The sequence below is a fragment of the Acidovorax sp. CCYZU-2555 genome (assembly GCF_018413525.1).
Lineage (GTDB): Bacteria > Pseudomonadota > Gammaproteobacteria > Burkholderiales > Burkholderiaceae_C > Comamonas.
The window spans coordinates 1-25,240 of sequence record NZ_JAHCDD010000081.1 but is presented as its reverse complement, the minus strand read 5'-3'; the positions used below and the strand labels follow the sequence as shown (position 1 = coordinate 25,240).

22 protein-coding genes and 1 pseudogene are annotated in these 25,240 nt (G+C 61.9%); 10 read left to right on the top strand and 13 right to left on the bottom strand.

The window, feature by feature from the left end; genetic code table 11:
* Positions 1 to 74: 74 nt before the first annotated feature.
* The 9 genes from KHY18_RS22515 to KHY18_RS27460 all read right to left on the bottom strand — a co-directional run bounded on the left by KHY18_RS22515 (position 75) and on the right by KHY18_RS27460 (position 9,038).
* Positions 75 to 1,232: a porin gene (locus tag KHY18_RS22515; protein WP_249729318.1), complete on the bottom strand. Its 1,158-nt coding sequence runs from the start codon at positions 1,230 to 1,232 to the stop codon at positions 75 to 77.
* A gap of 45 nt (positions 1,233 to 1,277) precedes the next feature.
* Positions 1,278 to 2,975: a dihydroxy-acid dehydratase gene (gene ilvD / locus KHY18_RS22510; RefSeq protein WP_213305246.1), complete on the bottom strand. Its 1,698-nt coding sequence runs from the start codon at positions 2,973 to 2,975 to the stop codon at positions 1,278 to 1,280.
* A gap of 37 nt (positions 2,976 to 3,012) precedes the next feature.
* Positions 3,013 to 4,005, bottom strand: a complete 993-nt coding sequence (locus tag KHY18_RS22505; RefSeq protein WP_213305243.1) for a Bug family tripartite tricarboxylate transporter substrate binding protein — start codon at positions 4,003 to 4,005, stop codon at positions 3,013 to 3,015.
* Positions 4,006 to 4,076: 71 nt separating this feature from the next.
* Entirely contained in the window at positions 4,077 to 4,529 is a 453-nt protein-coding gene (locus KHY18_RS22500) for an aconitase X swivel domain-containing protein (protein WP_213305240.1), read from the bottom strand.
* A complete protein-coding gene (locus KHY18_RS22495; protein WP_213305237.1) occupies positions 4,526 to 5,809 on the bottom strand; it encodes an aconitase X in 1,284 nt (427 codons plus the stop codon). The genes KHY18_RS22500 and KHY18_RS22495 overlap by 4 nt, the downstream gene beginning before the upstream one ends.
* A gap of 36 nt (positions 5,810 to 5,845) precedes the next feature.
* Positions 5,846 to 6,694, bottom strand: a complete 849-nt coding sequence (locus KHY18_RS22490; RefSeq protein ID WP_213305234.1) for an IclR family transcriptional regulator — start codon at positions 6,692 to 6,694, stop codon at positions 5,846 to 5,848.
* Positions 6,695 to 6,729: 35 nt separating this feature from the next.
* Entirely contained in the window at positions 6,730 to 8,181 is a 1,452-nt protein-coding gene (locus KHY18_RS22485) for an FAD-dependent oxidoreductase (RefSeq protein WP_213305231.1), read from the bottom strand.
* Between the two features lie 282 nt (positions 8,182 to 8,463).
* Positions 8,464 to 8,793 (bottom strand): LysR substrate-binding domain-containing protein, encoded by a 330-nt coding sequence (locus tag KHY18_RS27305; protein WP_283771362.1) that lies wholly within the window; start codon positions 8,791 to 8,793, stop codon positions 8,464 to 8,466.
* Positions 8,688 to 9,038 (bottom strand): LysR substrate-binding domain-containing protein, encoded by a 351-nt coding sequence (locus KHY18_RS27460; protein WP_213305225.1) that lies wholly within the window; start codon positions 9,036 to 9,038, stop codon positions 8,688 to 8,690. The genes KHY18_RS27305 and KHY18_RS27460 overlap by 106 nt, the downstream gene beginning before the upstream one ends.
* A gap of 1,222 nt (positions 9,039 to 10,260) precedes the next feature.
* On the opposite strand from KHY18_RS27460, the gene KHY18_RS22470 reads away from it, so the two are divergent.
* A complete protein-coding gene (locus tag KHY18_RS22470) occupies positions 10,261 to 11,829 on the top strand; it encodes a replication initiation protein (RefSeq protein ID WP_213305222.1) in 1,569 nt (522 codons plus the stop codon).
* Positions 11,830 to 11,973: 144 nt separating this feature from the next.
* Here the strand turns inward: KHY18_RS22470 and KHY18_RS22465 are convergent, their stop codons facing one another.
* Positions 11,974 to 12,267 (bottom strand): H-NS histone family protein, encoded by a 294-nt coding sequence (locus KHY18_RS22465; protein ID WP_213305219.1) that lies wholly within the window; start codon positions 12,265 to 12,267, stop codon positions 11,974 to 11,976.
* Positions 12,268 to 12,599: 332 nt separating this feature from the next.
* Between KHY18_RS22465 and KHY18_RS22460 the strand changes: the two genes are divergently transcribed.
* Positions 12,600 to 13,055, top strand: a complete 456-nt coding sequence (locus KHY18_RS22460) for a GNAT family N-acetyltransferase (protein WP_213305216.1) — start codon at positions 12,600 to 12,602, stop codon at positions 13,053 to 13,055.
* Between the two features lie 83 nt (positions 13,056 to 13,138).
* Here KHY18_RS22460 and KHY18_RS22455 read toward each other — a convergent pair whose 3' ends face one another.
* Positions 13,139 to 13,306 carry a hypothetical protein gene (locus KHY18_RS22455; protein WP_213305213.1) on the bottom strand — a complete coding sequence of 56 codons (168 nt, stop codon included), beginning with the start codon at positions 13,304 to 13,306 and terminating at the stop codon, positions 13,139 to 13,141.
* Between the two features lie 1,030 nt (positions 13,307 to 14,336).
* On the opposite strand from KHY18_RS22455, the gene KHY18_RS22450 reads away from it, so the two are divergent.
* The 3 genes from KHY18_RS22450 (at position 14,337) to KHY18_RS22440 (ending at position 16,186) form a co-directional block, all read left to right on the top strand.
* Complete coding sequence (locus KHY18_RS22450) at positions 14,337 to 14,969, top strand: hypothetical protein (RefSeq protein ID WP_213305210.1); 633 nt, start codon at positions 14,337 to 14,339, stop codon at positions 14,967 to 14,969.
* A gap of 231 nt (positions 14,970 to 15,200) precedes the next feature.
* Positions 15,201 to 15,587, top strand: a complete 387-nt coding sequence (locus tag KHY18_RS22445; RefSeq protein ID WP_213305208.1) for a hypothetical protein — start codon at positions 15,201 to 15,203, stop codon at positions 15,585 to 15,587.
* A complete protein-coding gene (locus KHY18_RS22440) occupies positions 15,548 to 16,186 on the top strand; it encodes a hypothetical protein (RefSeq protein WP_213305194.1) in 639 nt (212 codons plus the stop codon). The genes KHY18_RS22445 and KHY18_RS22440 overlap by 40 nt, the downstream gene beginning before the upstream one ends.
* A 389-nt stretch (positions 16,187 to 16,575) precedes the next feature.
* On the opposite strand, the gene KHY18_RS27455 is transcribed toward KHY18_RS22440, so the two are convergent.
* Positions 16,576 to 17,292 carry an RNA-guided endonuclease InsQ/TnpB family protein gene (locus KHY18_RS27455; protein ID WP_502769386.1) on the bottom strand — a complete coding sequence of 239 codons (717 nt, stop codon included), beginning with the start codon at positions 17,290 to 17,292 and terminating at the stop codon, positions 16,576 to 16,578.
* Positions 17,288 to 17,704, bottom strand: a pseudogene (locus KHY18_RS27450) (RNA-guided endonuclease InsQ/TnpB family protein); the annotation flags it as partial. The pseudogene KHY18_RS27450 and the gene KHY18_RS27455, both read right to left, overlap by 5 nt.
* Before the next feature lie 178 nt (positions 17,705 to 17,882).
* Between KHY18_RS27450 and KHY18_RS22430 the strand changes: the two are divergent.
* The 5 genes from KHY18_RS22430 (at position 17,883) to KHY18_RS22410 (ending at position 25,227) form a co-directional block, all read left to right on the top strand.
* On the top strand, positions 17,883 to 18,227 hold the full coding sequence (locus KHY18_RS22430; protein ID WP_213305191.1) for a hypothetical protein: 345 nt from the start codon (positions 17,883 to 17,885) through the stop codon (positions 18,225 to 18,227).
* Between the two features lie 586 nt (positions 18,228 to 18,813).
* Positions 18,814 to 19,752: a ParA family protein gene (locus tag KHY18_RS22425; protein WP_213305188.1), complete on the top strand. Its 939-nt coding sequence runs from the start codon at positions 18,814 to 18,816 to the stop codon at positions 19,750 to 19,752.
* Between the two features lie 6 nt (positions 19,753 to 19,758).
* Entirely contained in the window at positions 19,759 to 20,784 is a 1,026-nt protein-coding gene (locus KHY18_RS22420) for a ParB/RepB/Spo0J family partition protein (protein ID WP_213305184.1), read from the top strand.
* Positions 20,785 to 22,346: 1,562 nt separating this feature from the next.
* A complete protein-coding gene (locus KHY18_RS22415; RefSeq protein ID WP_213305181.1) occupies positions 22,347 to 24,272 on the top strand; it encodes a cytochrome c/FTR1 family iron permease in 1,926 nt (641 codons plus the stop codon).
* A gap of 67 nt (positions 24,273 to 24,339) precedes the next feature.
* Entirely contained in the window at positions 24,340 to 25,227 is an 888-nt protein-coding gene (locus KHY18_RS22410) for a LysR family transcriptional regulator (protein ID WP_213305178.1), read from the top strand.
* Positions 25,228 to 25,240: the final 13 nt, after the last annotated feature.

Genomic DNA, 25,240 nt, shown 5'->3' with positions numbered 1-25,240 from the left:
AGAACGCGCCGGCGCGGCCACGCCACTTGGAGTTGGTCTTGCATCTCGTGTCTCCCTTTTGATCGTGGCTTCAATCAGAACGAATGGCGCAGGCCCAGCTCCAGGCCCGAGGAGCTGCGGCCGGGCAGCGGCGCGCGACCGCCGCTGACGTTGTACGCGCCCTGGCCTTCGTTGCGGATGCGCGCGTAAGTGCCGTAGAGCGCGGTGCGGCGCGAGAAGTCGTAGACATAGCCGACCGCCACCTGTTGGGCGTCGTTGTCGCTGCGCGCCGAGCCGCCGGCATTGCGCACGCCCGACTGGCTGCGGTCTTCCAGGCGCGCGTAGCTGGCCTTGATCTTGCCCGGGCCCACAGGGATCTGCACGCCCAGTTCGGCCGTGTGCTTGCGTGCTTCGCCCGACAGCAGCTCGAGCTGCACCACGTTGTAGAGGCCGTAGAACTTGGCAAAGCCCGCGTCCCAGCTGATGCCCAGGTTGGCATGGGTGTAGTTGCCCAGCGTGGCGGTGCTGACATAGCGCGTGCGGCCCAGCGCCGCGGCGATGTCGAAGCCGTTGGCCGCATAGCCCAGGCGCGCGCCGGCCAGATTGCCGTCGTGCGCGTCGGGCGCATTCGACGCGTTCTCGCCGCTGGCCACCATCACCATGCCGTACACGCCGCCCAGGTTCTTGGGCAACCAGTAGCTGACCGTGTTGCTGGCGGTGATCGCCGACGGCACGGGCGTGGTGCCCAGGCCGGAGAACGTGAAGTTGCCCACGCGGCCCACACCCACGGTGGTGAACGGGTCGAACATGATGCTGTTGTAGTGCGTGGGCACGAAGTCGTGGCCCAGGCGCACTTCGCCGTAGCGGCTGTGGCCCAGCGAGACATAGGCCATGCGGTCGAAGGTGAAGCCGCCCGCGGCCGTCGCGCCGCTGACCTGGTTGTTGGTGTTGCTCGCGCGGCCGGTGCCGGTGTCGGTGCTCTGGCCGCTCTCCAGCTGGAAGCCCGCGCGCCAGCCGCCGCCCAGGTCTTCGCTGCCGCGAAAGCCCAGGCGGCTGGTCGCGTTGCCGCCGGTCGACAGCCCGGTGACCGAACCCACGCCGCCGGCCGTGGTGCGCTGAATGGCATTGTCGACCACGCCATAGAGCGTGATGCTGCTCTGGGCCTGGGCGCCCAGACAGGCCAGGCCCAGCGCCGGCGCGGCGAACCAGGCGGCGTGCTTCTTCATGGTGCGAATGGTGGTTTTCTTTTGCATGCTATGTCTCCTCTTTGGTGGTTCTTGTGGATCTGTCTGGCCGGGTCAGCCCGGCACTTTGTCGTGGCGCACCAGCACCGCGCCTTGCGACAGCGGGCCGGCGTTGCGGCGGTACTGCTGCAACCAGCCGGTGTCGTGCGTCAGCGGCCTGGCCTGCCAGGCGGCACGGCGTTCGTCGATCACGGCGTCGTCGACCAGCAGGTCCAGCTGGCGGCTGTCCAGGTCGATGCGTATGCTGTCACCGTCCTGCACCAGCGCCAGCGGCCCGCCCAGCGCGGCTTCGGGCGAGACTTCGGCCAGCACCAGGCCCTTGCAGACCAGGCCGGAAAGGTGGCCGTCGGTCAGGATGGCGATGTCTTCGCCCAGGCCCGCGCCGTCGACCGCGAACACCACGCGCGACGCACCGCCGCCCATGGCCGGGCCGCCGTGCACGCCCGCGCCGCGCATCACCAGTACATGGCCGGCGCGCACCCGCCCGTCCTTGATCGCGTCTATGGCTTCGTCCGAAGTCCAGAAGCAGATGGCCGGGCCGGTGAACTGGCGCACCTTGCGCTCGACGATGCCGGTCTTGATCAGCGCCGAATCCGGCGCCAGATTGCCGCGCATCACCACGATGGCCGGCAGGGGCGCGACGGGGCGGTCCATGGGGCGAATCACTTCGGGGTCAGCGACGACCAGGCCTTGCAGGTTCTCGGCGACGCTGCGGCCGGTGACCGTCAGCGCGTCGTTGTCGAGCAGCGGCTGCAACTGGCGCATCAGCGCCCGGCAGCCGCCTGCGGCCTCGAAGGCCTCGATGGTGTTGTCGCCTATGGGCCGCACGCCGGCGAGCACCGGAGTCTCGTTGCCCAGCGTTTCGAACAGCGAATACACATCGACATTGCACTCGCCTTCGGTGGCCACCGCCTGCAAATGCTTGACGGTATTGAGCGAGCCGCCTATCGCCAGAATGGCGCGCACCGCGTTGGCGAAGGCACCGGGGCTCAAAATATCGCGTGGCTTCAAGTCATCCCAGACCATCTGCACGATGCGCGCTCCCGCGGCACGCACATCGGCCATCATCTTGGGGCTCAGCGCCGCCACTGGCGCGCTGCCCGGCAACGCCAGGCCCAGGGCCTCGCAGACGATGTGCATCGAGTTTGCCGTTCCCAGGCCCGAACACACGCCCGGGCCGCGCACCGCCTGGCGGCTCATGCCTATCAGCTCTTCCACCGGCAGATGGCCGGTGACCGCATGCATGGAGCCTATGAACACTTCCTCGATGTCCACCGGCTTGCCCTGGTATTCACCGCTGGGCTGGTAGCCGCAGGGCACCAGCAGCGTCGGAATGTTCAGCCGCGCGGCGGCCATCAGCTGGCCGGGCACGGTCTTGTCGCACGAGGTCAGGCAGATCATGCCGTCGAGCTGCGCGCCCTCCACGGCGACTTCGATGTCGTTGGTGATCAGGTCGCGCGCGCCCAGCATATAGGCGCCGCGCGCACCGGCGCCGGTGATGAAGTCGCTGGGTGCGGCGGTGCGGATCTCGAAGGGTACGGCGCCCGCGGCGCGGATCGCGGTCTTGATCTCGGCGGCGACGCGGTCGAGGTGGCTGAAGCACGCGGCCAGTTCCGACGAGCTGTTGACGATCGCGATCTTGGGTTTCTCGCAGTCTTCTTCGGGAATGCCCAGTGCCTGCCAGTGCGCGTTGCGCACCGACCAGAGGTAGGAGCCGCGCGGAAAGTTGCTGCGGAGTTTGCGTGAGGTCATGGTTGTGCCTGTGGGTTCTGGTAAGAGGAAACGCGCGTCACTGCCGGGGAATGCCGGCCTGCTTGACCAGCTGGCCCCAGCGGCTGTACGAGTCGCGCACCATTGCTGCGAGCTGGGGCGGGGTGGAGCTTTCGGCGGTGTAGGCGCCCGCACGGTAGAAGGTCTGCACGCGGGTGTCGGCGATGGCCTGCACCAGCGCGGCGTTGAGCTTGTCGACCAAAGGCTGGGGCACGCGCGCCGGGCCGAACCAGCCCAGCCAGCTGGTCAGGTCCATGTCCTGCATGCCCTGCTCGGCCAGCGTTCCCACGCCCGGCAGGAACTCGCTGCGCTGGGGCGCAGCCACGCCGATGATGCGCACCTTGCCCGTGGCGGCGTTCTGCAGCGCGGCCGGCGCGGCGTCGAAAGCCATCTGCACGCGGCCGGCGAGCAGGTCGGTCGCCATGTCGGAGCCGCCGCGATAGGGCACATGCACCAGGTCCAGCCCGGTCTGGCGCGCAAAGATCTGGCCGAACACATGGGCCGAGGTGCCGGTGCCGAACGAGCCGTAGCTGAGCGTGCCGGGGTGGGCCTTGCCGTAGGCCACCAGTTCCTGCACATTGCGCACCGGCAGCGAAGCGTGGACCACCATCACCAGCGGGCCCTGGCCGCCCAGCGAGATCGGCGTGAAGTCCTTTTCGGGGTGGTAGTTGACCGCGAGCATGGTGTGCGGGTTCTGCGCGAAGGTCGACGAGGCGCTGTAGAACAGCGTGTAGCCGTCGGGCTTCGACTTGATGACTTCGAGCGCCGCGACCAGGGTGCCGCCGCCGGGGCGGTTGTCGATCACCACGGGCGTGCCGAGGATCTCGGCAAGGCGCTGGGCCACGGTGCGCGCCTGGCCGTCGACGCCGCCGCCGGGCGGGAAGGGCACGACCACGCGTATGGTCCGGCCCTTGGCGGGAAAGTCGTCCGCGGCCTGGGCCTGCGTTGCGCCCAGGCATGCGGCGGCCGTCACCAGGGCGAGCAGCGCCCTGGACCATTTCAGTCCATTCATTTTTTGTCTCCGGTTTTTCTATTGAGGTCGGCCTTCTTCGAGGCCTGCTTCAGGGGAAATGGGCCTGCGGGCTAGCTGTCGCCCGCGGGCGGCGCGCGGCGTATCACTTGCACCGTGCCCGCGTCGGCATCGACGCGCACCCAGTCGCCGGTGCGTATCACCGCCACCGGGTCCTGGTCGAAATCGGTGAGCGCCGGGGCGCGCGTGACGACCGCGCCGAGCGCGATCTTGGTGGTCATCTCGGTGAACAGCATCGCCGCCGGCGCCACGCCCATGGAGCGCGTCAGGTGGAAGGCGTTGGACCAGCCCGACGAGCCCTTGGCCCCGGGAAACACCAGCACCTTGCCGGCGAAGCTCTGGCCGCGCAGCGGATGGCGCATTTCGACGATGGTGCCGGTGCGCGAGTCGATGCCGCCCCAGCCGGAAATATGGGCCTCGGTCACCAAGGCCTCGCCCTCGGCGACGCCGCCCACGACCTTGCGTCCGTGCAGCGTGGCGACCACGGTGTCAGCAACGGTGTTCATGCGTACCTCCCGGCCCAGCGGCCGGTGCAGGCCGCGTCTATGCATTCGGCCGTGGAGCCGTACCAGGCCTGCACGCCCAGGATGGCCGGCAGGTAGTGCGCCTGCTTGGCGGAGTCCAGCGCCACGACCTTGGTGCCCTTGGGCGCGGCGCGGCTCATCGCCGAGCAGCTGTCGCTCAAGATCACTCCGCCCGCGTCCTCGATGATTTTTGTATAGCCGTTCTGGTCGGCCAGGGCCTTGATGGCGCGCGGCGTGAAGATCCACAGCGCGCTGTTGGCGTGCACCTTGCGGCCCTGGATCAGCCGTGCGGCCTCCCAGATCTGCTCTATGGTGTAGTGCGGGCAGCCCAGCATCACATAGTCGACGTCGTGGTCGTCGGCCGTGTGATTGAGTTGCTCGTAGGCGCGGCGGCGCTCGGCCTCGCCATAGCGCAGCGTCTCGACCACGCGGTTGCGCCCGAACGCCTGCTCGCGCGTCAGCGCCTCGGGCGTGGTGCCGACCAGGTGGTACATCTCCACCCCGCCCGACGAGGCCGCGGCCGCGCCGAAGTGCTTGAGGCGCGCCAGGTTGGGAACATCGGTGAGGCCATGCACCACGGGCACCTTGTCCTGCACCTGCTCGCCGATGAAATAGCCCAGCAGGCCCCAGTCGGAAGTGCTGGTGACTTCCACATCGAGCTCGATCAGGTGCGTGCCCAGGCGGTTTTCGGGCATGTGGTAACCCCAGTAGGGAATCTTGCCAGTGAGCGACGCCGCGCCTGTGCTTTCGCGGCCCTCGGTATTGGTGCGTGCGCCCAGCACCGAGTTGCAGTAGACCACCGCCGACGACTCCATCCAGGCGCAGTGTTCGCCGCGCGTCGGGATATTGCCCACCTGGTAGGGCGTGCAGGTGTTCATCAGCTGGATGCCGTGGCCGGCGATATAGCCTTCGCCCTTGCGGTAGAACTTCACGACATCTTCGGACACGCCCATCATTTCCGCATGCGCGGGATCGAAGCCCAGCTGCAGGTGGCTGGTGAAGGTCTTGACCGGAGGAATCTCGACCACGTCGTCGCTGTCCAGATTGAACTCCGAGAACACCGCGTCCATGCCGCCCTTGCTCAGCGCGAAATCGCGCATGAACGGCGTGGTGGCGCTGACGGTGCCGCACACATTGTTGGTATCGACCAGGCGCTCGGCGCCCAGGGCCTGCCCATAGCGCATGAGCAGGTCCATGGCGCGCTGCACGGCCGGGCCGTCGCGCCCGTCGGCCATCGCTTTCTCGTCATCGTTGAGTTTCATCGTGTCTCCTGCTGTTTTTTGTTATGTGTTGCTGGCTCAGGCCAGCGGCCCGGTCGGGCGCAGCGCCGGGGCGATGGGCGGCACCATGCCGCCTATGGCATGCGCGATGGAGCGCGCCGCCTCGACCAGATTGCCCGCCACGTCGTCGCGCAGCTTTTCCTCGGTGAAGGTGTAGGCCGCACCGCCGCAGTTCAGCGCCATCACTTCGCCGTTGGGTCCCACCAGCGGCACGGCGACCGAAGCAATTTCGCGATGCCATTCGGCATGCGACGCGGCGTAGCCGAGTTGGGCGGCTTCGCGCAGCGCACGCGACAGGCCCGGAGCCAGGCGCGCCCATTCGGAGCCGCGCGACAGGTGCAAGGTCTCTATCAGCTGTTCGCGCTCGTGCGGCTCTATGCCCGCGAGGTAGGCGCGGCCCAGCGACGAGTTGGCCAGCGGCACGCGCGAGCCCACGTCGAGCGTGCTCGAGATCATCGACATGCGCGGGCGGCTGACTTCGATCACCACCATCTCCAGTCCGTCGCGCACCGCCAGCAGACCGGTGCCGCCGGTGGCGTCCGACAGCTGGCGCATCACCGGCCGGGCGCAGGCGCGTACGTCCAGCCCGGCGAGAAACGCCTGCGACAGCGAGACCACGCCCGCGGCCAGCGAGAAGTTGTCGTTGCTCGGGTTCTGCTTGAGCAGGCCCAGGCCGACCAGCGTCGCGGCCAGGCGGGTGACCGACGGCTTGGGAATGCCGGTCTGGCGCGACAGCGCGGTGTTCGACAGTTCGCGGACATCGGCGGTGAAGCAGCGCAGCAGGGAGATGCCGCGCTCCAGCGCGGAAGCCGCGCCGGAGCCGGCGGTCTCTTCGTCGGTGGAAGTACGCAGGGATGTTCGGGTCATGGAATGGGCGTTGGTGAAGGGAGATGTAGCGATTGTCAGGCGGTCTGGGCCACAAAGGGCGTGGCGACGGCCTGCGTGCCCGCGGCGCGCAGGTTCACGTTCTGCTTGAGCAGCGCCTGCTGCAGGCTGGCGATGTTGACCGCGCGCGGCTCCACGCCCTGCGATACCGCCAGCGCGGCGGCCGTGCCCGCGGCCTGGCCGGTGACCCAGCACTGCGGAATTTCGCGCATGAAGCCGTGCGAATTGGCATCGCAGGACAGGTGGCGCCCTGCCGCGAGCAGCCCGTCGAGCTGCTGCGGCACCAGCGCGCCGTAAGGGATGGAGATGTTGGGGAACTTGGGCGAAACCGCCGGCGTGATGCCCACCTCGTCGGGCAGGGCCAGGCCGCTGGCCCACTGCGAGCGCAGCATCTTGCCGACACCGACCAAGCGGCGCGAATGGCGCACGCCAATTTGCGGCGCACTGGTCATGATGAACGCGTTCTCGAAGCCGGGCGCATGGGCCTTGAAGAAGTCCAGGTGCTTGGCCATCAGCCGGTGCGAGCGCACTTCGACTTCGGTCAGGTCGTCGACATTGAGCGCCGAGTAGCCCGACTGGCGTGGGCCCATGAACAGCGCGACGTCATTGCGCCACGAGACGAATGGCCGCTCGAACAGGCCTATCGCCTGGCGGCCGCTGCGCATGAACTCGCTGAATTGCTCGGGCTGGCCGGCCTTGAACTCGATCCAGCGCGTCATGTCCACACCGCCGAACATCCAGGAGGTGTTCATGCAGTGGTGCACATCATTGGCTTCGATGTCGGACTCGAAGGCCGTGCCGGCACGGGCGAACACGTCGCCGTCGCCCGTGCAGTCGATCACCACCTGGGCGCGGATCGCCATGCGGCCTTCCTTGCTCTCGAACACCATGCCGCGCACCGCGCCATCCTCGACGATGGGCAGCGAGCCCCAGGAATGGAACACCAGGCGCACGCCGTGTTCGAGCACCATGTCCTGCGACAACAACTTGAGGCGCTCGGGGTCGACCGTGGGCGACCAGGTCACGACGCCATGGTAGGCGGCCGTGCGCTGCGCCCAGTAGGCCGAGCGGGTCGGGTCCTGCGAGCCCCATTCGCCGCGCGGCGGGCCGGCGACGGCGTCCTTGGGCAGGCGGTGGAACAGGTCTTCGGCAAAGCCACGGATGGTAGGCACGCCGCCCCAGTCGGACATGCGGTCTATCCAGATCACCAGACCGCCGGTGGACAGGCCGCCCAGGTGGTTGTAGCGCTCGAGCAAGGTCACGTCAGCACCCTGGCGCGCGGCGGCGATCGCGGCTGCCGTGCCAGCGGGCCCGCCGCCCACCACCAGCACGTCGCAGCGATGGTAGAGCGGCACCTTGCGTGCCGGCTCTTCATAGGTGCCTTCGCCCAGTCGTTTGCGGTAGGTGCGCTCGCCCTCGAAGATGTCGGAGGACAGGATACGCTCGTTGCTTCTTTCTATGGTTTTCATTTTTCGTCGTTCAAAGCAGCTTTCTGCCTGATTTTTGTGTGTTGATTCGTTGAATTATGAAATCGTGTTTCAAAAAACGCAATGTGAATTTGATTAGGGATTGCCTTAGGTCGAGCGCATTCCTGGCGCTGTGCGGGTCATGGGGTGCTGGCGAAGGGCGACGGCGAGGGGTCGCAACGTCGCGCGTGCGTGGCGGTCAGGCCGTGGTCTACGGCCTGCCTGGCGGGGCATTGCAGCCCGCCTGGCACACGGCGCTTGTGCCGTGTGCGCCGCGCGCGGGTCTCAATCCCGCAGCTTGAGCGCCTCGACGACCAGCGCGAACGCGGGCAGGGACTGGCGACGGCTGGGGTAGTAAAGTTGGTAGCCCGGGAAAGTCGGGCTACATGCCTGCAGCACGCGCACCAGGCGCCCGGCATCGACATGCGGCTGGATCACGTCCTCCGGCGCATAGGCCAACGCATGGCCGTCGAGCGCCGCGGTGGGCAGCTGTGCCGAGGTATTGAAGATCAGCTGTCCGGGCACCTGAACGTTGAGCGTTCTTCCCTCCTGGACAAACTCCCAGGCGTAGAGCCCCCCGAGCGTCGCCATGCGCAGATTGGCGCAGTTATGCATGGTCTGAGATCCTGGGGAGTGCGGGGCTGGGGCCGGTGCGCGAAATAGGTTGGCGCTGCCGCGACAGCCCTGCGAAAGTCGGGCGAAATGCGCACGGCGATCATGTCCTTGGCAATCTGGTCGCCCATGCGCACGCCGGCGTCGAAGCGCTCGGTGACGATGTCGATCAGGCCGTAGCCGATATGGATTTCGAGCTTCACGTCCGGGTACTCAGGCAGCAGTTTCGAAAGCTTGAGCCAAAGCATGGTCGACGCGGCACGGGAAAGCGCTACAACGCCCAGATGATGAAGATCGTGGACCGCTGAAGCATCTGGAGGCCCATTCCGGGCGTTGCATTCACCTGAGCTCGCCGCACAAGCGCATGTACCCGGCATGAGCCTTGTGCAAGCAGCAAGGGCTACCTTGTGTGGCTCGGATCGGGCGTGCTTTGTGCACGACGCGACAGCACATTCTCTTGAGACGGTGGACCGGCGTGGACGCGATCAGCATGCCGTGCTGGCGCCCTTACGGCTGCAAAGCTGTATGAGGCCGTCTACGGACGTTCCTGACCTCATCTGTGGGGATGACGCGCCGTGCCCGCCAAAGGAAGCCATCTTTCATTCTGCAGCGCTGGCCATTGGCATGCAGAAGTCTGTCCCCCCTGCATTGTGCAACTCAGCCTATGGGCATCGGAAGGCGCTTCGCGTAGTGGCGGACGCAGCTAGAGGATGGAACTGGAAAGTGAAGTTTTCCCCCCTGATGACGAATACAGCTTACATGAATACTTCTATCAACCATAACTAATGACAACCAACGCACCAGCTAACACTGCATGTAAGGTAGATTCATTTCAAAACGAACATTGAGCCTCTATTGACCCTGCGATACTAGCTCTTTGAACAAAGCTCACCCCTAAGTTGTGCAGCTATGCAATAGGGTAAACCTGGGTTGCTGATATTCGCCGTAAATTTGCACAAGCTGAGGGTGCACCTCACCAAAACGATCTCCCCGGCCCATCGAAGAGCCGCTCGTTCAGCCACCATGGCGTGCCAGACAAGATCCCATTTGCACAAGATAGGGGAGAGATTCACTCGGTACAAATACGTCCCTGCCGATTTCTTCTGCGCAAATCCGTCAAATTTTCACAAGATAGGGGGGAAGGTACACTGCTCAAGCCGCGTGAAGACACCCTGGCGCCCCAAAACAGCGCTCGCTCCGACGATGCACACCCTGCACAGACCAAGGCCATCCCCTATCTTGTGCAAGCCTCCATTGTGGATAGTCTGCACAAGCCAAGGGACAGTTGGTCACAAACGGAGGGCTGGTTTTGCACAAACCAAGGGAGATTGCGTCACAATATACGGGTGAATGCTTCACAAGATAGGGGCGAAGGCAGGCCTAGAGGCCGCACCAGCCTTGGCTTTGCGTCGCTTAAAGTAGGAAACTACTTAAAGTGGTATTGAAAATAAAGAAACGCAGCAGCGTTGCGTGCTCAATAAAGTGACAAAACCAACCAGGCGCAAGGCCACCCAAAGCACGATCGAAGTCGACGCCAAAGAGTTGACCAACGATACGAGCACCGACGCTTTGATCACCATCACGCCTCTGACGCATTCGGCAGAGGACCTGGGCGACACCGCTTTGCTTGACGTGCCCGAAGACAAGCCGTTTGCAACGTTCTTCATCCAGCGCAAGAACCAGGGCTCGAACTTCAAGAAGCCCAACCCGATGGTGCACAACAAGCCGCATGCCGTGATGACGGTCATGCAGCAGAAGTTGACCAACATCATGCTCAGGCATGCTCAGCAGAACCAACCGGTCGAGCCTGCCACCTGGAAAATTTCCGTCGAAGAAATGCTGCGGCTGCTCAACGTCAAGACCCGCAACTACGAGCATATCGAAAAGACCATCGATGAGCTCATGTCGATAAAAGTGCGCCTTGATGTCTTCGAAGAAAAAGGCCTGGCCAAGCATTTCGCAGTCGTCTTTCCGTATGCCAAGTTCTACGCTGGCGAGATCACGTTCAAGATCGAATCCAAGGCGATTCTTTTGCTCGGCGACAGCCCTTCGTACACCAGCCTCGATCTGCTCGAGCTCAGTGCACTGTCCAAGGTCTGCTCGGTTCCGTTGTTTGAATTCTGTTCCCGTTATCTAGGCATAGGTGCGACGCGCCGCATTCCGTGGGAAGACCTGCGCGACATGCTGGTTGCGTCCAAGAATATTCCCAACAAGGCCCAGCAATGGAGCACGTTCAAGGAACGCTACCTTGATCCCGCCATCAAGGACATCAATGCCTCGACCAAGCTATATATTGAAGTAGAGACCGAACGCTACAAGACCAAGGTCACCAATCTGCGCTTCCATGTCAGTCGCCAAAAATTGGCGCTCGACATGTCGGCAGCGCATAGCAATTCAGAAGCCAAGAAACACCTGGTGGACGCAATGCAGGCCATGGGATTGCTGGACAAAGCAATTTACAAACTGCTGAGCACTTTCACAGAAGAGCAGATCGAAGGCGCACTCAAACACACCAAGTGGCGTGTCACCGAGTCGAAACTCAGAAAGCTCACTTACCCGAGCAGGTATTTCATGACCTCGCTGAAATCGGGCCACTACCAGGAGTTTCTGGACAATCGATCCACGCCGGCCAGCGCCGAGTTGTTCCCCGTGATGGACGGCAAGCACCCGGTAGCGCCCGCGGATGAATATTCCGCAGAAACTGTGCAAGCAGCAGCTCCGTCACCCAAACCGCGTACCAGGAAATCGGAGCCCACTAATGGCGGCGTCAACAAAGGACGCGCCAAGATCAATGCGGCTGTGGAGAAACAGCGCATTCTTGACGTCAAGGTCATTCTGGCCGAACTCGACAAGCCGGTACTGCAAAGCATCTACGACGAGTACAACAATACCCTCAGCACGGAAGCCAGCAAGATCAAGATCGGCCGCAACCGGGCGGGCGTTCTGCCCTCGTTTCATGCCTGGTATTCGAAAAAGCTGTGGGGTGAAGTCACTGACGCAGAGATTGTCAAGATCATGGAGCGCATGTTGAGCGCCTGAGACTGCTGCGTCTTCATCTCAGGCGTCATTCCGGGCGGAGCGCTTAGCTACAGTGGCCCCCAAATCGGCAGGAAACAAATTGTAACAATTCCTGTCAATAAAAAAGCCCCGTATGCAATGCATATGGGGCTTTTCATTTGCCTATCAAATAGCGAATTTTTCGCGATTATCTTCGCCTGCGATCCACTTGGGCGCCTTGCCGCGACCAGTCCATGTGTCACCGGACTGAGGATTGCGATATTTAGGCGCCACTTTGGTGCCAGTAGTGGCGGCGCGCTTGCCACGTGCAGGAGGGAAAACATCTTCCGCAGTCAGTGCGAACTCTGCGACCAACGCGCGAACCTTGCCCACTGCTTCGCTCAATTCCTTGTTGCGAGCTTCCTGGATCTGTTTTTCCAATTGTTCGCGCTGCTGTACCAGTTCTTTATAGTTGGCCATAGTGAGTACCTTTATTTTGTGGTTGTAAAAATTAGTCGTCAATTATGCAATAAAACTATTGAATTTTGTTAGAATTCATGGTTCGATTAATTTTCTTATGTATTTTTCATGCAAGATCGACAACATTGCTTAATGGATGTGATCAATGCAGCTTTGAATGGAAGCCGCTTGACGCATTTAAGCATGCGTAGATTCTGACGCAAAGTGAGCTGAATTGCAGTCATGAAATTGTAAAAAATTCATGCACGCAGCGCCGAATGAAGCATTTGCCTGCTTCTTGTCAGATGTAAGTCAATCGCTTGCACGGGAATAGGAATTCGCCAGGAAAACCAATGGATGTACGTGAGATCAAAGCGTCGGAACTCAAAGATCTTTTGCGCCTGTATCAGCATCTTCATGCAAATGACGACCTGTTGCCTGATTTGGACACAGTGGAAGCAATTTGGCAGGAACTGCGAGTCAGTCCATATCACAAGTGCTTTGGTGTCTACATTGAAGGTCGTCTGGTTTCAAGCTGCACGCTCACTCTCACTCCCAACCTGACGCGCGCATGCAGACCGTATGGTGTGATCGAGAATGTGGTGACCGATGCCGGCTTTCGCAACCGTGGATTTGCAAAAGCAGTGTTGGAGAAGGCGCTTGCGTTCGCCTGGTCAAGTAACTGCTACAAAGTCATGCTGATGACAGGACAGAAAGACGAAGCAACGTTCCGCTTGTATGAGTCGGTCGGCTTTAACCGCCATGCGAAGCAGGCATTTATTTGCCTGCCCCAAGCTCAGGGGAAATAATCGCGATGACGGCCTGGTTGTGGGGTATTTCTTGCTTGTGCGGTGACTGCGCCAGAGCCGGTTGAAAGTTCACGACTCGCACATCAGCTTCCATTTATAAAGCGCGACTCCCGCAGCATTGAAAACAGCATAACGCTGCCGATTTCGGCAAGGCGCATGCGGTCGACGTGCAGTCGTCGCCGCTGGGCCGGATAAACACCGGCCATAATCCGCCACTGCCCATCTCCAGGAAACGGCGTCGTGCGCAGCATACGTAACATCATCGGCCGCGCTGGTCGACGGTGGGCGCAGATCTTCCAGCCCAGCGATATCGTGCGGTGTAGGTACCAGGATGTTCTTATCGTGGCGGCTTTTTTTCTTGCGGCAATACGCGCAGGCGCTCGGATGGAGATCACGCAGCGGCCCCACGCTGTTGTGCCAGCATCAATCCCCAACTTTGTCGTAGCACGCCTGCCTTTGGCGCGAGTCCGGCTATGCACTTGACCAGGAACGTGGTGGCAGTTGCACAGAATTTGGAAATGCGTAAATTTGCACAAAAAAGGGGTGATTGATCGTGTGCTGCGCGCAATTCATCAGTTCTGCAAGGCCATTGCGCGGTGTGGCTACGCGCTCGCATTTCGAGGAGCGTGCGTCGCGGCCACGTTCAGCAGATCGCTGCCGGCTGTGCGTGCGACAGCGGTTTGGCGATATTAAATATTTAATAGTTCAAGATCTCGGTTTCGGCGGCAATCGAACAGTCGTTACGTGGCAGTCCGCGCGGGACAAAATTGCACAAGACAGGGGGGATCTCTTGCAAATGGGCTGCGGCTGGTGAGGCAGACAAGCACTTGCGTTTGCTTTGCGCACTGGCCGACGCGGCTAGGCAGAGGCTGGTTTTCAGCAAGGAGTTTAGACGTCTAAACACTTTCCAGCAGCGTCCGAATACGACGCCGGCATGGTGCGCATGTGCGCAGACGGATCTTCTTCGTCTCCGCTCGGAGGCCTGCAGGAAGACATGCGGGCAGCAATTATTAAACCTTTAATAATTGCTGCCCGCTCCAAGCGGCGCCCATTGCTCCGGGGCCTGCTCGCGTCTCAATCGCCCAATCCGGGTATCTTCTTGCAGGGCGTGGGGGAGCCCGCGTGCCTGCATGTGACGTTTGACGAACGAAAAACCCAACCCTCGCCATCGCTCACTGATCGACGGTAATCGCCCGAACCAGCGCATCTTTTCAGGACCTTGAATACGTTCACCGCAGTCACACTGCCTGCTTCGAGAGCACTTACCCGTATCGAGGAACCATGAACATACAAGGATTTTCCGGCATCACCCATGCTTACAGCCAGCATGTCTCGCCGCGACCGAACCAGGCCACTGCAGTCGCAGAGCAGGAAAACCAGTTCCGATCGTCCGCGATACAGGTGAGCATCTCAGAGCAGGCCAAGGCGCTGGCATTCGCGGACAGCACTGTTGCTGAACGCCTTGAGAACATCAAGGCCAAGCCGGCGACACAGCGCTCCAAAGGGGAGTTTGAGTTCGTCCATCAGCACGACACCAAGCTTGCAGAGATCATTGCGAAAGATCCGAATAGCCAAACGGCGCAGGAGATCAATTACATGCAGCAGGCCAGCGGCTTCGTGAACACCATGGCCAATCTGAGCCCGCAGGAAAAGAAGCTCTATGACGAACTGGTGGCCAACGGGGACACCGAAGCGGTTCGCGCAATGGGTTTGATCGCCATGTCACGGATGGCCGACGGAGATGTGGCTCTGGCGAACGGTGTGACTTTCGACCCGAGCAAGACGGAAATCACTTCTAGCAACGTCAAGCGATTGTTCAGCCAGTTATTCGCGAACGAGGACGGCGCAGATTCCAGGAGTTTTGACGCTCTGGCGAAGTACTTGGACAGCAGGCAATCACCATCATTGGCTTGATATCCGTACGGTCCAGAAGGGACAGTGACTCCTCCTGCGCAGCGGCCGCACCCCGCAGCGAGAATGTTCCTGACAGCCTGGGCCCCGGACATGCTCGAAGCACAAGCCCGGATGATTCAGCTTTCGTTGACTATCCCCAAGACGCTATCTATCTGATGACGCAAGGCGCGGTGCCGACGGCGACAAGCAGGCCCGCTTGGAGGATATGCGCTTCCTGCCAGGCGGCCCAGATTGCCGCTGGACAATGTGGACTTCGAGGCCATCGTAGGTGCCGCTCGCATCGTCGGTGGCGACGACCCGCTGGGTAGCAAGAATGGCGACGACCAAATCTATGGCGATGCGGGCAACCACCTGCTTTTGGGCGGTAGTGCAAGCGACAAGCTCAAGGGCGGCACAGGCTTCGATGTGGCCCTGCAGGAAGGCAAGCGCAGTGATTACTCGATCATGCTCGACGGTGCGGGAACGAAGATCACGCATATCGCTAGCGGCGTCACCGTCTGGCTGGTCGATGTAGTGCAGGTGCGCTTCGAGACCGGGCCCACTCTTATCTTGGCCCATGGGGCGCGGCCTAGCAAGCCTTGGCTTTCCTGTCCCAGCAGTGGATGGGACGCGAGCTGATCCAGTCCGAAGACACTCGCACCAGACATGTGGACGCCTGGCGCGAGGCGGCATTCGAGGGCGATGCGGGCGACAAAACTATCACTCCGACGCTGGGCCTGGCCTGGTCCATCGATGGCGGCGCGTGCATCGACACCATCGTTTTCCCGGCCACCCTGGCGCAAATGCATATTGAAGCCAGTGCCACCGACTTCAGGCTGCAGCGCATGAACGATGGCGCGATGCTTGAGTTGGTTGAATTTGGAGCGCTTGACGCTCAGCGACACCCCATTGGGCTTGGACCTCGGGGGCCATGCTCGACAACAAGCCGCTGGTGGGCGAAGCGATTCGCGCACTGGATGCAGGCGTCAGCGCGCAAAGCCTGGCACAACCATGCCCAGAAATTGTTGGGCGCTGACACTCCCGGGCGGGTGATGCGGCTGCTGTGGACCCAATGTCGTGTGCAGCGCTTCCAGGCCGCGCGGTTGCAACCTTTCATCGACAGGATGGCCCAGGGCCTCACGGGCGGCGTGGTCGCGGTGCTGGACAGCAATCTGGCACTCAAAGCCATGCGCATCGACCTGATCGGCCTGGCGGACACGGGCATAGAGTTCGCCTGAGCGCGTTGGCTGGTGGCCCGGCGTGTATTCCACGCGCCGTCCTGTGCAATGCACCACGTTCAGTGTGCAGCTCGAATGCGTGCTTTTCGCCATGAGCATGCCCTGAGCGGGCCAAATCTCGCCGCTTATTAAAGATTTAATAATTGGAGAAATCACCGGCTCCGGCGAGCCGGACCGAGACGCCTGCCTCCCAATTACGCGCGCAAAACCGCCACCACCTTGCCGTGGTGGGCACAGAGCCGCCGTTTTCTTGCTGCAGCGATTACGCCCCTTCATGCCTTGACGCCATCGATCGGCTTGCGCGCTGATCATCCAACTCATGTTGACATCCTCCCCCACCTTGGCCTTCGGCCACCGCTTGCGCGGCAAGGAGGGGAATGCCTGCTGCGCTATGCATGAGCTGCCTCTTGCATAGTCGCTTCGGCGGGCTCCTGCTTCTCCGAGGCTGGTTGCGCCGCAGTCTTGCGTCTGCGGCCAGAGCCGTCCTCTCCACTGGCTAACTGGAATATTAACGGCGCCCACCCCATCTGCATGGGCCTTGTGGCCGCAGGCGACGCACAGCAACTGGGGAAGGTCTGGCTGTTGTGCTGCGCCGGCACCGCCAGCAGCAGGCCGCCGCTCCAGTCCATCTTGTACGCCAGTTGCCGACTGAATTCGGCCCAGCCCTGATCGAGAATGCAGTGGTTCAGATCGGCCTTTTGCCTAACCTGCTTGCCGGGCTCTTCGCGGCTGCCCTTGGCCGATCTGGACATGTTTGTTACCCGCAAATCGTCAATACAGACGAGCGCGTGGTTTTGGCAGATCGTCGTGGTGGTCTTGTGCAGGAAATCTTGGCGGGCATTGGCTGCGTGAATCTTTTGGACTGTGGCTTTTTCCTTTTTCCAGTTCTTGCTGAATTTGACCTTGGGCGCCATTCGCCGCTGGTAGCGCGCGAGGCGCTGCTGGTGCTTCTTGAAGCTGTTGAGCGGTGCAATGAAACTGCCGTCGCTCAGGGTGGCAAAGCGCGCAATGCGGACATCGATGCCGATGTCCGTGGTGGCCGTGGTGGTGGTGGGGCATCTCCCGCTCGGTCTGGATGCTGGCGTACCACTTGCCCCCGGACTCACTCAGAGTCATGTTCCTTGCCACGCCTGAAATGTCCCGGCTGTTGCGGTAGCGCATCCAGCCCAGTTTCGGCAGCATGATGCGGCTATGGGCCTGGTCGATCTCGAACTGCTTGGGGTCGGGATAGCGCAAGCGCTCGCCTTGGCCTTTCTTCTTGAAGCGCGGGAAGGCAGCCCGTTTGGCGAAGAAATTGGCGTAGGCGCGCTGCAGATCCTTGAGCGCCTGTTGCAGCGGGTGGCAAGGTGCATCCTTTAGCCACGGCGTTTGCGGGCCGTTGCGCCACTCGGTGAGCAGCTTGCACAGCCCGGCGTAACCCAAGTTTTTCTCTCGACGCTCGTAGCGTGCATTTTCCAAGGCCAACGCCTGGTTGAAGACAAAGCGGCACGTCTGGCGTTGCTGTTCGCCGATCGGCATCAACTCGTACTTGAAGGCTTGGAGGCGCAGCATGCGAGGTATGCAGGATATGCGCACAAGAGCATAGGACCGCTGGCGGTCCGCGCTATCCCTCCCCACCCTGAACGGCGGGGCTTGCCGCGCATCGGGGCAATACGACCCGGGCTCCATCCAAACCCTTGCCGGCAACGATGCCGAATTGACCGATGGCACGCGGGAATTTCACGCCAGCATGTCGCCGGGCGAGCCCTTGAAGGTACAGATGCTAAGCCCTGGCGAGGCGGCTTTCAGCGTCGACATACCGCTGGTTATCACGGGCAGCAGCAATGCCGCCGACGGCAAGCAGGCGCTCTTTGTGGATACGCCCTTCCTGCCTGGCGGCTTCACAATGCCGCCTGACAGCGTGGATTTCGCGACTATCGTTGGTGCCGCGCGCATTGTCGGTGGCAAGGGCCAGAAAATTGTCTATGCTACAGCGCAGTACATCGTGGTCGGCCGCGCGGGCATGCAACTGACGCATATCGCCAGCGGCGTCGCCGACTGATTACTCCAATGCCAGGCCTGGCTTCAGGGGTGCAGCGCATGATCGATGGGGCGCTCCTGGAGCTGACCAATGTTGTAGACAGCGCCCCCGAGCGCGCCACATCCCGCCGGTTATTAAAGATTTAATAATTGAAAAATATCCGGTTCTTGGAGCCGGCTCGGGACACCTGCCCCGAATTCCGCGCGCAAAGCCGCTACCAACTTGCCGTGGTACGCACAGAGCCGCCGTTTTCTTCCAGAATCTGCCGCAGCGACTACGCCCTTTCATGCCTTGGCGCCATCGATCGGCTTGCGCGCTGATCATCCAGCCAACAGCCAAAAATGAGGCAAGCTGCTTGTATCGGGTCTGCGCTTACATTTGCATGAGGGATGATTTTTTAAACTTCGAGCAAAAAAACATCCACGACATTGATGAAAGGCTATACACTTCCTATCAGCCCCACTTTGTCGCAGCCTCCATGCCCATTCCTATGCCGATCGAACCTACCGTCAAAGCGTCCGTCGCAATGTCGCTCCTGGGCCTTGAGCTGAACAACAAGCGCTTGATGCGGTTAAGTGGCAGCGAGAAGCCTGAAGGCCAGCGGCAGATGAAATACAAGCCTGTGGACATGCTCAACATCCGCGCGCGGCTGGCAGGCATCACTCCCGAAGCGGTGCAGGAGGCCATGGCCGCCAACACGCAGCTGCCGGCCATCATCGTGACCCGCATGACCAAAGGCGGTATCGGCAAGACGTCTATTACCGTGAACCTGGCCACGGCGCTTGCGCTGTCGGGCTATCGCGTGCTGCTGATCGACGCCGATCCCCAGGCCTCGGCGACCAACATGCTGGGTATCGAAACCGAAACCTACCATGAGCATATCGGCAAGCTGCTGCTCAAGAGCGGCGACAAGCCCGATGACTTGCGTGAATTCATCGTGCCGATCTTCGAGGACGGCTTTCTCGATCTGATTCCCTCGGACGTGGAGCTTGACTCGACCAATCCCGCGCTGATCGTCACCATGGGCCGCGAACAGAAAGCCGAAGAATTCGTTCTGCGCAACAAGGACTTCCTGGCGAAGAACTATGACGTCATTCTGGTGGATACGACTCCCGGAACCACACCGGTGAGCGTGGCGTTCACTTATCTGGCGCATCTGGCCGGCAAGATTCTCACGGTGGTCGAGCCCGAGGGCAGTTGCCTGCGCGCTCTGGACGCCTTGCAGTTCAATCTGGAAGAAGTGCAAAAGCTTGCCAAGCGCCCCATTGATCTGTCGATCCTGGTCAACAAGGCGCAGATCGGTCGCAAGCATGTAGAGCACAACTATGCGATCTTGACCAAGACCTATCCCAATCGGATCCTGCCCGTGCAGATTCCGCACTCCATTGCATTCACGCGGCAGATCGACGCCGACGATGTGCCGGCGTCGCTTCCCGTGGTGCTCAAAGATCCCAACAGCAAGGCGGCTGACAGCCTCTACCATTTCGCGCGCGTGATCGCCAGCGAGTTCAACGTCACCCAGCCTGGTTTTGCTGCCAACTCCTAAACGACCATGACCCCACCTCCAGTCACCGACCAGGCTGCAAAGCCAAAACACCAGCGCATGGGCGTATCCGAGGCCATGGATCTGGCGGCCAAGGCCCACCAGCCCAGCTTGTCCGGCCGCAGCCCGCTGCCGGCATTCAAGCCATTCACACCCGAGCCGGCTGAAGCTGGCGCGCAGTCCGCCAAGCCCACGGCCGAAGGTGGCCGAGACATTCGTCAGATCTCGCTGGATTTGATTGAAGAAAATCCTTACGCGCCGCGCGAAGTCTATGCGCCAGAAGTGTTGCGCGAACGCGCCGACAGCCTGCGCGCCAACGGCCAGTACGACGTCATTCACGTGATCCCGCACCCGGAAAAGCCGGATCGTTTCATGATCGCCGACGGCTGGACGCGCGTGACCGCGTGCCGTGTGCACAAGGTGCTCGATACCCTGGCCGCGCAGGTGCACCACGACTTGAGCCCGCTGCAAGCCGGCTGGATGGGCTACAACCAGAACGAATCGCGCGAACAGCATTGCGATCTGGACCGCGCGTTCTTCTTCGACAAGATGTATGCCCAAGGCATGACGCAGTCGGAAGTCGCCAAGAAGACCGGCATCTCGCAGACCCAGCTGAGCTTCTACACCGCTTTTCGGAAATTGCCGGAAGAGACGCTGCAGATCATCCGCATCAATCCTGGGCGCTTCCCCGCATACATTGCGCAGAACCTGGCCAAGGTGGCGCGCAAGGTTTCGGAAGACAAGGCCAGTTCATTGGCATCGATCTTCAGCTCCAACGGTCAGTCAGTGAACTGGATGATCAACCAATGCTCGCTGCTGCTCGAGAAAGAGCCGCGCTCGCCGCAGAAACAGAAGATCGGCAAGGTGTTCCGCTACAGCAATGGCGTGCTGCGCCAAAAAGGCTTGCAGTTCGATCTGAGCATAGAAATCGATGAAGCCGATCAGGACGAATTCAACAAGGCCCTGGATCAGCTGCTGAACAAGTTCGGAAAGCACCCCGCGCCGGCTGCTCCTGAGGTCGCGCCACAGGAATGACGGTGATGGCGGATTTTCCGTTGCTTTCGGAAAGCGCAAAACGACCAGCGTTTTGCGGGTGCCATCTTTTATCCGGCCCGGATGCTTCGCTCTATGGCCTGCGCGGTAGCGACGCTCACCCCTGCCTTGTGCATTATTAAATGTTTAATAGTTAGGCCTGCCCAGGCGGCTGATGAGTTCGTGACCATGGCCTGTTCTTCGGCCGTGCGGTGACCGGACCGGTACAAGGCTGGCACATTATTAAACGTTTAATAATCCAGTCACATCCTCGGTCTGGGCGGCCTGTGAGCCAAGGGCCGGATCTGGATTGCCATGCCGGACCGGAACGGCCAGTCCCCGCACTGCCGAATATTAAACATTTAATACAGCGGCCCGACCTGGCTGCCAGGCGGGAGCCAAAGAACTCCTCCCCACTGAACCCTGCTCTGCAGGGTTCAGTCGTTTCTGGGCTGCTTCTTTGCTTGGAAACCAGTCATCAACTGCGCCATTGTCGGGAAAGCTCGCCGGTCATCCGCAGTTTGGTGCCCAGGCGAGGTGGCTTGCACAAACTTTCAGCCAAAAAGCAATGAAGCTACGATCCTCTTTGTCTTTTCCTCTGGTCAGGACAATCAAGGGTTGCTCGTTGCTGCGCGTGAATTGCACAAGATGGGGGGTGGTCCTCTGTCTGCTGCGGTTGACGCACATGGTCAAGGCGATGAAGCAGTCTCTCTCGGATACGCTCGCCGCCACGCAGCACTCTCTGGAGGAAGGGACAATACGCAATCTGTTTCCCTGCCTGCACAAGCTTCTGCGAAAAGGCCGCAATTTTGCACAAGAAGCGGGTGAGCTTTGGAACAAAGCACAACCGAGAACAATGGCAGCCGCATCCGGTGCACAAGGCGGGGGATAGGGTGGAACAGAAGTTCAGCCGCCGTGAGCACCGCCTGCAGGTGGACAACGACGCTTCGAGGAGGTGGCGCGAGACGCGCTGCGCTATGCAGCAGCGAAAACATCCTTGTGAATCTGTTTTCGCCAGCAGCATTTGGTCGCTAGGGCGCAAAGCCTGAGTGACAGGGCCAACTGAGCGGCCGTGGGCCTGCCATTTCTGCTCTGACGTCGCTCTCTCACCCCCAGCTTGTGACAATTTAGCAAAGCAAAGGTTTTCGCTCAAAACACCGCAAAGCTGCTGCCCGGCGCAATGCGGCGTGCCGTGCCTTGTGCCGAGCTGCCGCTGGCTGCGCGGCGTTTGTACCGACCACAGCACGTGGGCCGGCGGCGTACGGCAAGAGGGTGTTTTGCCGTTCAAAGTCGACGCATGGCAGCTTGCTCACCCCTGGATGGTGCACGTTACGCAGCGCCGTCTCCGCGCAAGAGCCCTGGAACGCCGCTGGCAACGATGAGCGGATAACGGGCACAGGCGATGCAATCGATGCCTCCCCCCTGGTTTGTGCACTTTTATCCAGAATGGCGATGGAACGGCTTCTGCTGCCGGTACACGCGCCCAGGTCATTGACTTGCGCTGCGCGCAGAACCGGCCGTTTCCAATCAACTCTAGAATCGCTTCCTTTTGCGAGTCTAGTTTTATGGCGCTTTCGTCGTGGTTTCGAGTTTGCGCTTCGCTTGTCTGTGCGCTGATGCTGTCCTTTGCGGCAGTCGCACATGCCGGTGAAGCAGATGTACGCCGCATTTGGCAATTGCTCGATTACCTTGCCGTGGACTACCCCGGCGCGGTCAAGGACGGCGCCATCATCAATGCTTCCGAGTTCGAGGAAATGCGCGAGTTCGCCAAGACGAGCCAGACCAAGCTCGCCGCACTCGAGGCCCACGCCGAACAGGGCGCGCTGGTCGCCCAGGCGCAGGCGTTGTCTGGCGCCATCGAAGCCAAGCAGAGTCCCGCGGAGGTGGCGCGCCTGGCCAAGGCACTGGCCAACCATCTGCTTGCGGCCTATCCCGTGCCGTCGTCTCCGGCAACGGCGCCGCAAGTGGCCCTGGCTTCAGCGGTTTATCAGGCGCAATGCGCCGCATGTCATGGAGCGACCGGCCATGGCGATGGACCTGCGGGTCTGCAACTGGAGCCGCGCCCGGTGGACTTCAGCGACAAGGATCGCGCACGCGAACGCAGTACGTTTGCGCTCTACCAGGCCATCTCCCAAGGCATAGAAGGCACGGCCATGCCGGGCTTCGGCACGATTTCCGAGTCCGACCGCTGGGCGCTGGCGTTTTTCATCGGCCAGTTCGCACATGACGACGCCGAGGTCAAAGCCGGCGAGAAAGTCTGGACCGACAATGCCGCGGTGCGCGCTCAGCTGACGAGCCTGGATGCGCTGTCGCGCACGACCCAGGCCGATTTGGCCAAGCAGGTGGGCGAAGCCCCGGCGGCGCAAGCCATGGCTTATCTGCATTCGCACCCCGAGGCCGTGGTGCAGAACCGGAGTCTGAGCTTCGACGTGGCCCGCCAGAAGCTCGCGCAAAGCGTGCAGGCCTACGAAAAGGGCGAGGCCGCGCGCGCGACCGACCTCGCGCTGTCGGCCTATCTGGATGGCGTCGAACCCATAGAGCCCACGCTGGCCACGCGCGACGCCGCATTGATGGGCCGCATCGAGACGGCGATGGGCCGCTACCGCTCGATGCTGACCGGCAAGGCCGCCATGCCCGAACTGCGCGCGCAAGTGAACGCCATCGACGGCTTGTTCAAGGAAGCCGATGCCTTGCTGGCTTCGAGTGCCGACGCGACCGCGGCATTCCTGGGAAGTTTCACCATCCTGGTACGCGAAGGGCTGGAAGCGTTGCTGGTGGTCGTGGCCATGCTGGCGTTTTTGCGCAAGGCCGAACGCGGCGACATGCTGCGCTATGTGCACGCCGGTTGGATGGGTGCGCTGGCCATGGGCGCCGTGACCTGGGCGATTGCGACCTATTTCGTCAGCATCAGCGGTGCGAGTCGTGAAGTCACCGAAGGCCTGTCGTCTCTCTTTGCCGCCGTGGTGCTGCTGAGCGTGGGCATGTGGATGCACCAGAAGAGCATGGCGGGGGCCTGGCAGAAGTACCTGCACGACAAGCTTTCGGCGGCCTTGAGCCGCAAGTCGGCCTGGTTCATGTTCGGCCTGTCGTTCATTGCGGTCTATCGCGAAGTGTTTGAAACCATCCTTTTCTACGCCGCCTTGTGGGAGCAGGGAAATCACGATGCCGTGCTGGGCGGGCTGGTCAGCGGCGCGGTGGTGCTGGTCATCATCGCGATGGCGCTGCTGCGCTTCAGCGCCCGGCTGCCGATCGGCAAGTTCTTCACCTGGAGCTCCGCACTGGTCGCGGTGCTGGCCGTGGTGCTCACCGGCAAGGGCATTGCGGCCCTGCAGGAGGCCGGCTGGCTCGAGGCCTGGGCATTCAACGGCCCGCGCATCGACCTTCTGGGCATCTATCCCTCGCTGCAAGGCGTGGGCGCGCAGCTGCTGATGGCGGCGCTGGTGCTCTGCGGGTTCTGGTGGAACGCGCGTGTGGCGCGCGTGAAGTCCTAGGCCGGTCGATAAATGCGACATCCGCCATGGCCTTGGAGGCCATGGCAGCGGGTATTCTCTGCACCCTATGTCCACCCTCTTCGACACCCGCAACATGCGTTACCTGCTCGCCGTGGCGGACCTCGGCAGCATGACCGCCGCGGCCGCGCATCTGGGCGTGGCGCAACCTGCATTGAGCCAGGCGCTGCGGCGCGTGGAAGATGCGCTTGGCGTGCGCCTGTTCGAGCGTTCGCGCCGCGGCGCGGTGCTCAACAGCACCGGCCTGGCCGTGATCGACGACGTGCGCGCCAGCATGGCGCTCGCCGATTGCGCCGAACGCAATGCCAGAGCCATCGCCCAGGGAAAGACCGGGCGGCTGCACATTGGCTTTGTGACGCATGCGGTGTATGACGCCCTGCCCACGACGCTCAAATTGCTGCAATCACAGTTCCCCGGCACGCAGGTCGTGCTGTCTGAAATGGGCAATGCCGATCTGATGCAGTCGCTGGCCGAAGGCCGTATCGACCTGGCGATGCTGCATACGCCCGTGGCCTTGCAGGGCCGGGTGCGGCAAAAGCTGGTGCGGCGCGACCCCTTGGTGGCGGTATTGCCCATCGACTATGCGCTGCCGGAGCATGGCCGCGCGACCTTGGCCGACCTGGAACGCCTGGGATTGATATGGTTTCCCGAGGCGCAGCTGCCGACGCTGCGCGCGGGCATTGCGGGAGCGTTCTCGCGCGCCGGGCTGGCGATGCGCGTGGTGCAGGAGGCCAACCGCTCGCTCACCGTGCTGTCCTGCGTGGCCGCAGGCATTGGCGCCTCGCTGTTGCCGCAATCGGCCGAGGTGCTGCAGCACCAGGGCGTGCGCTTCGCGCCCTTGAGCGACGGCGAGCGCCTGCCCTACTTCGAGCTGAGCGTGCTGTGGCAGGCGTCGGGCAGAGCGACCATCGCCAGCCAGCTCGCCGATCTGCTTTAGAGCGGCTAACACA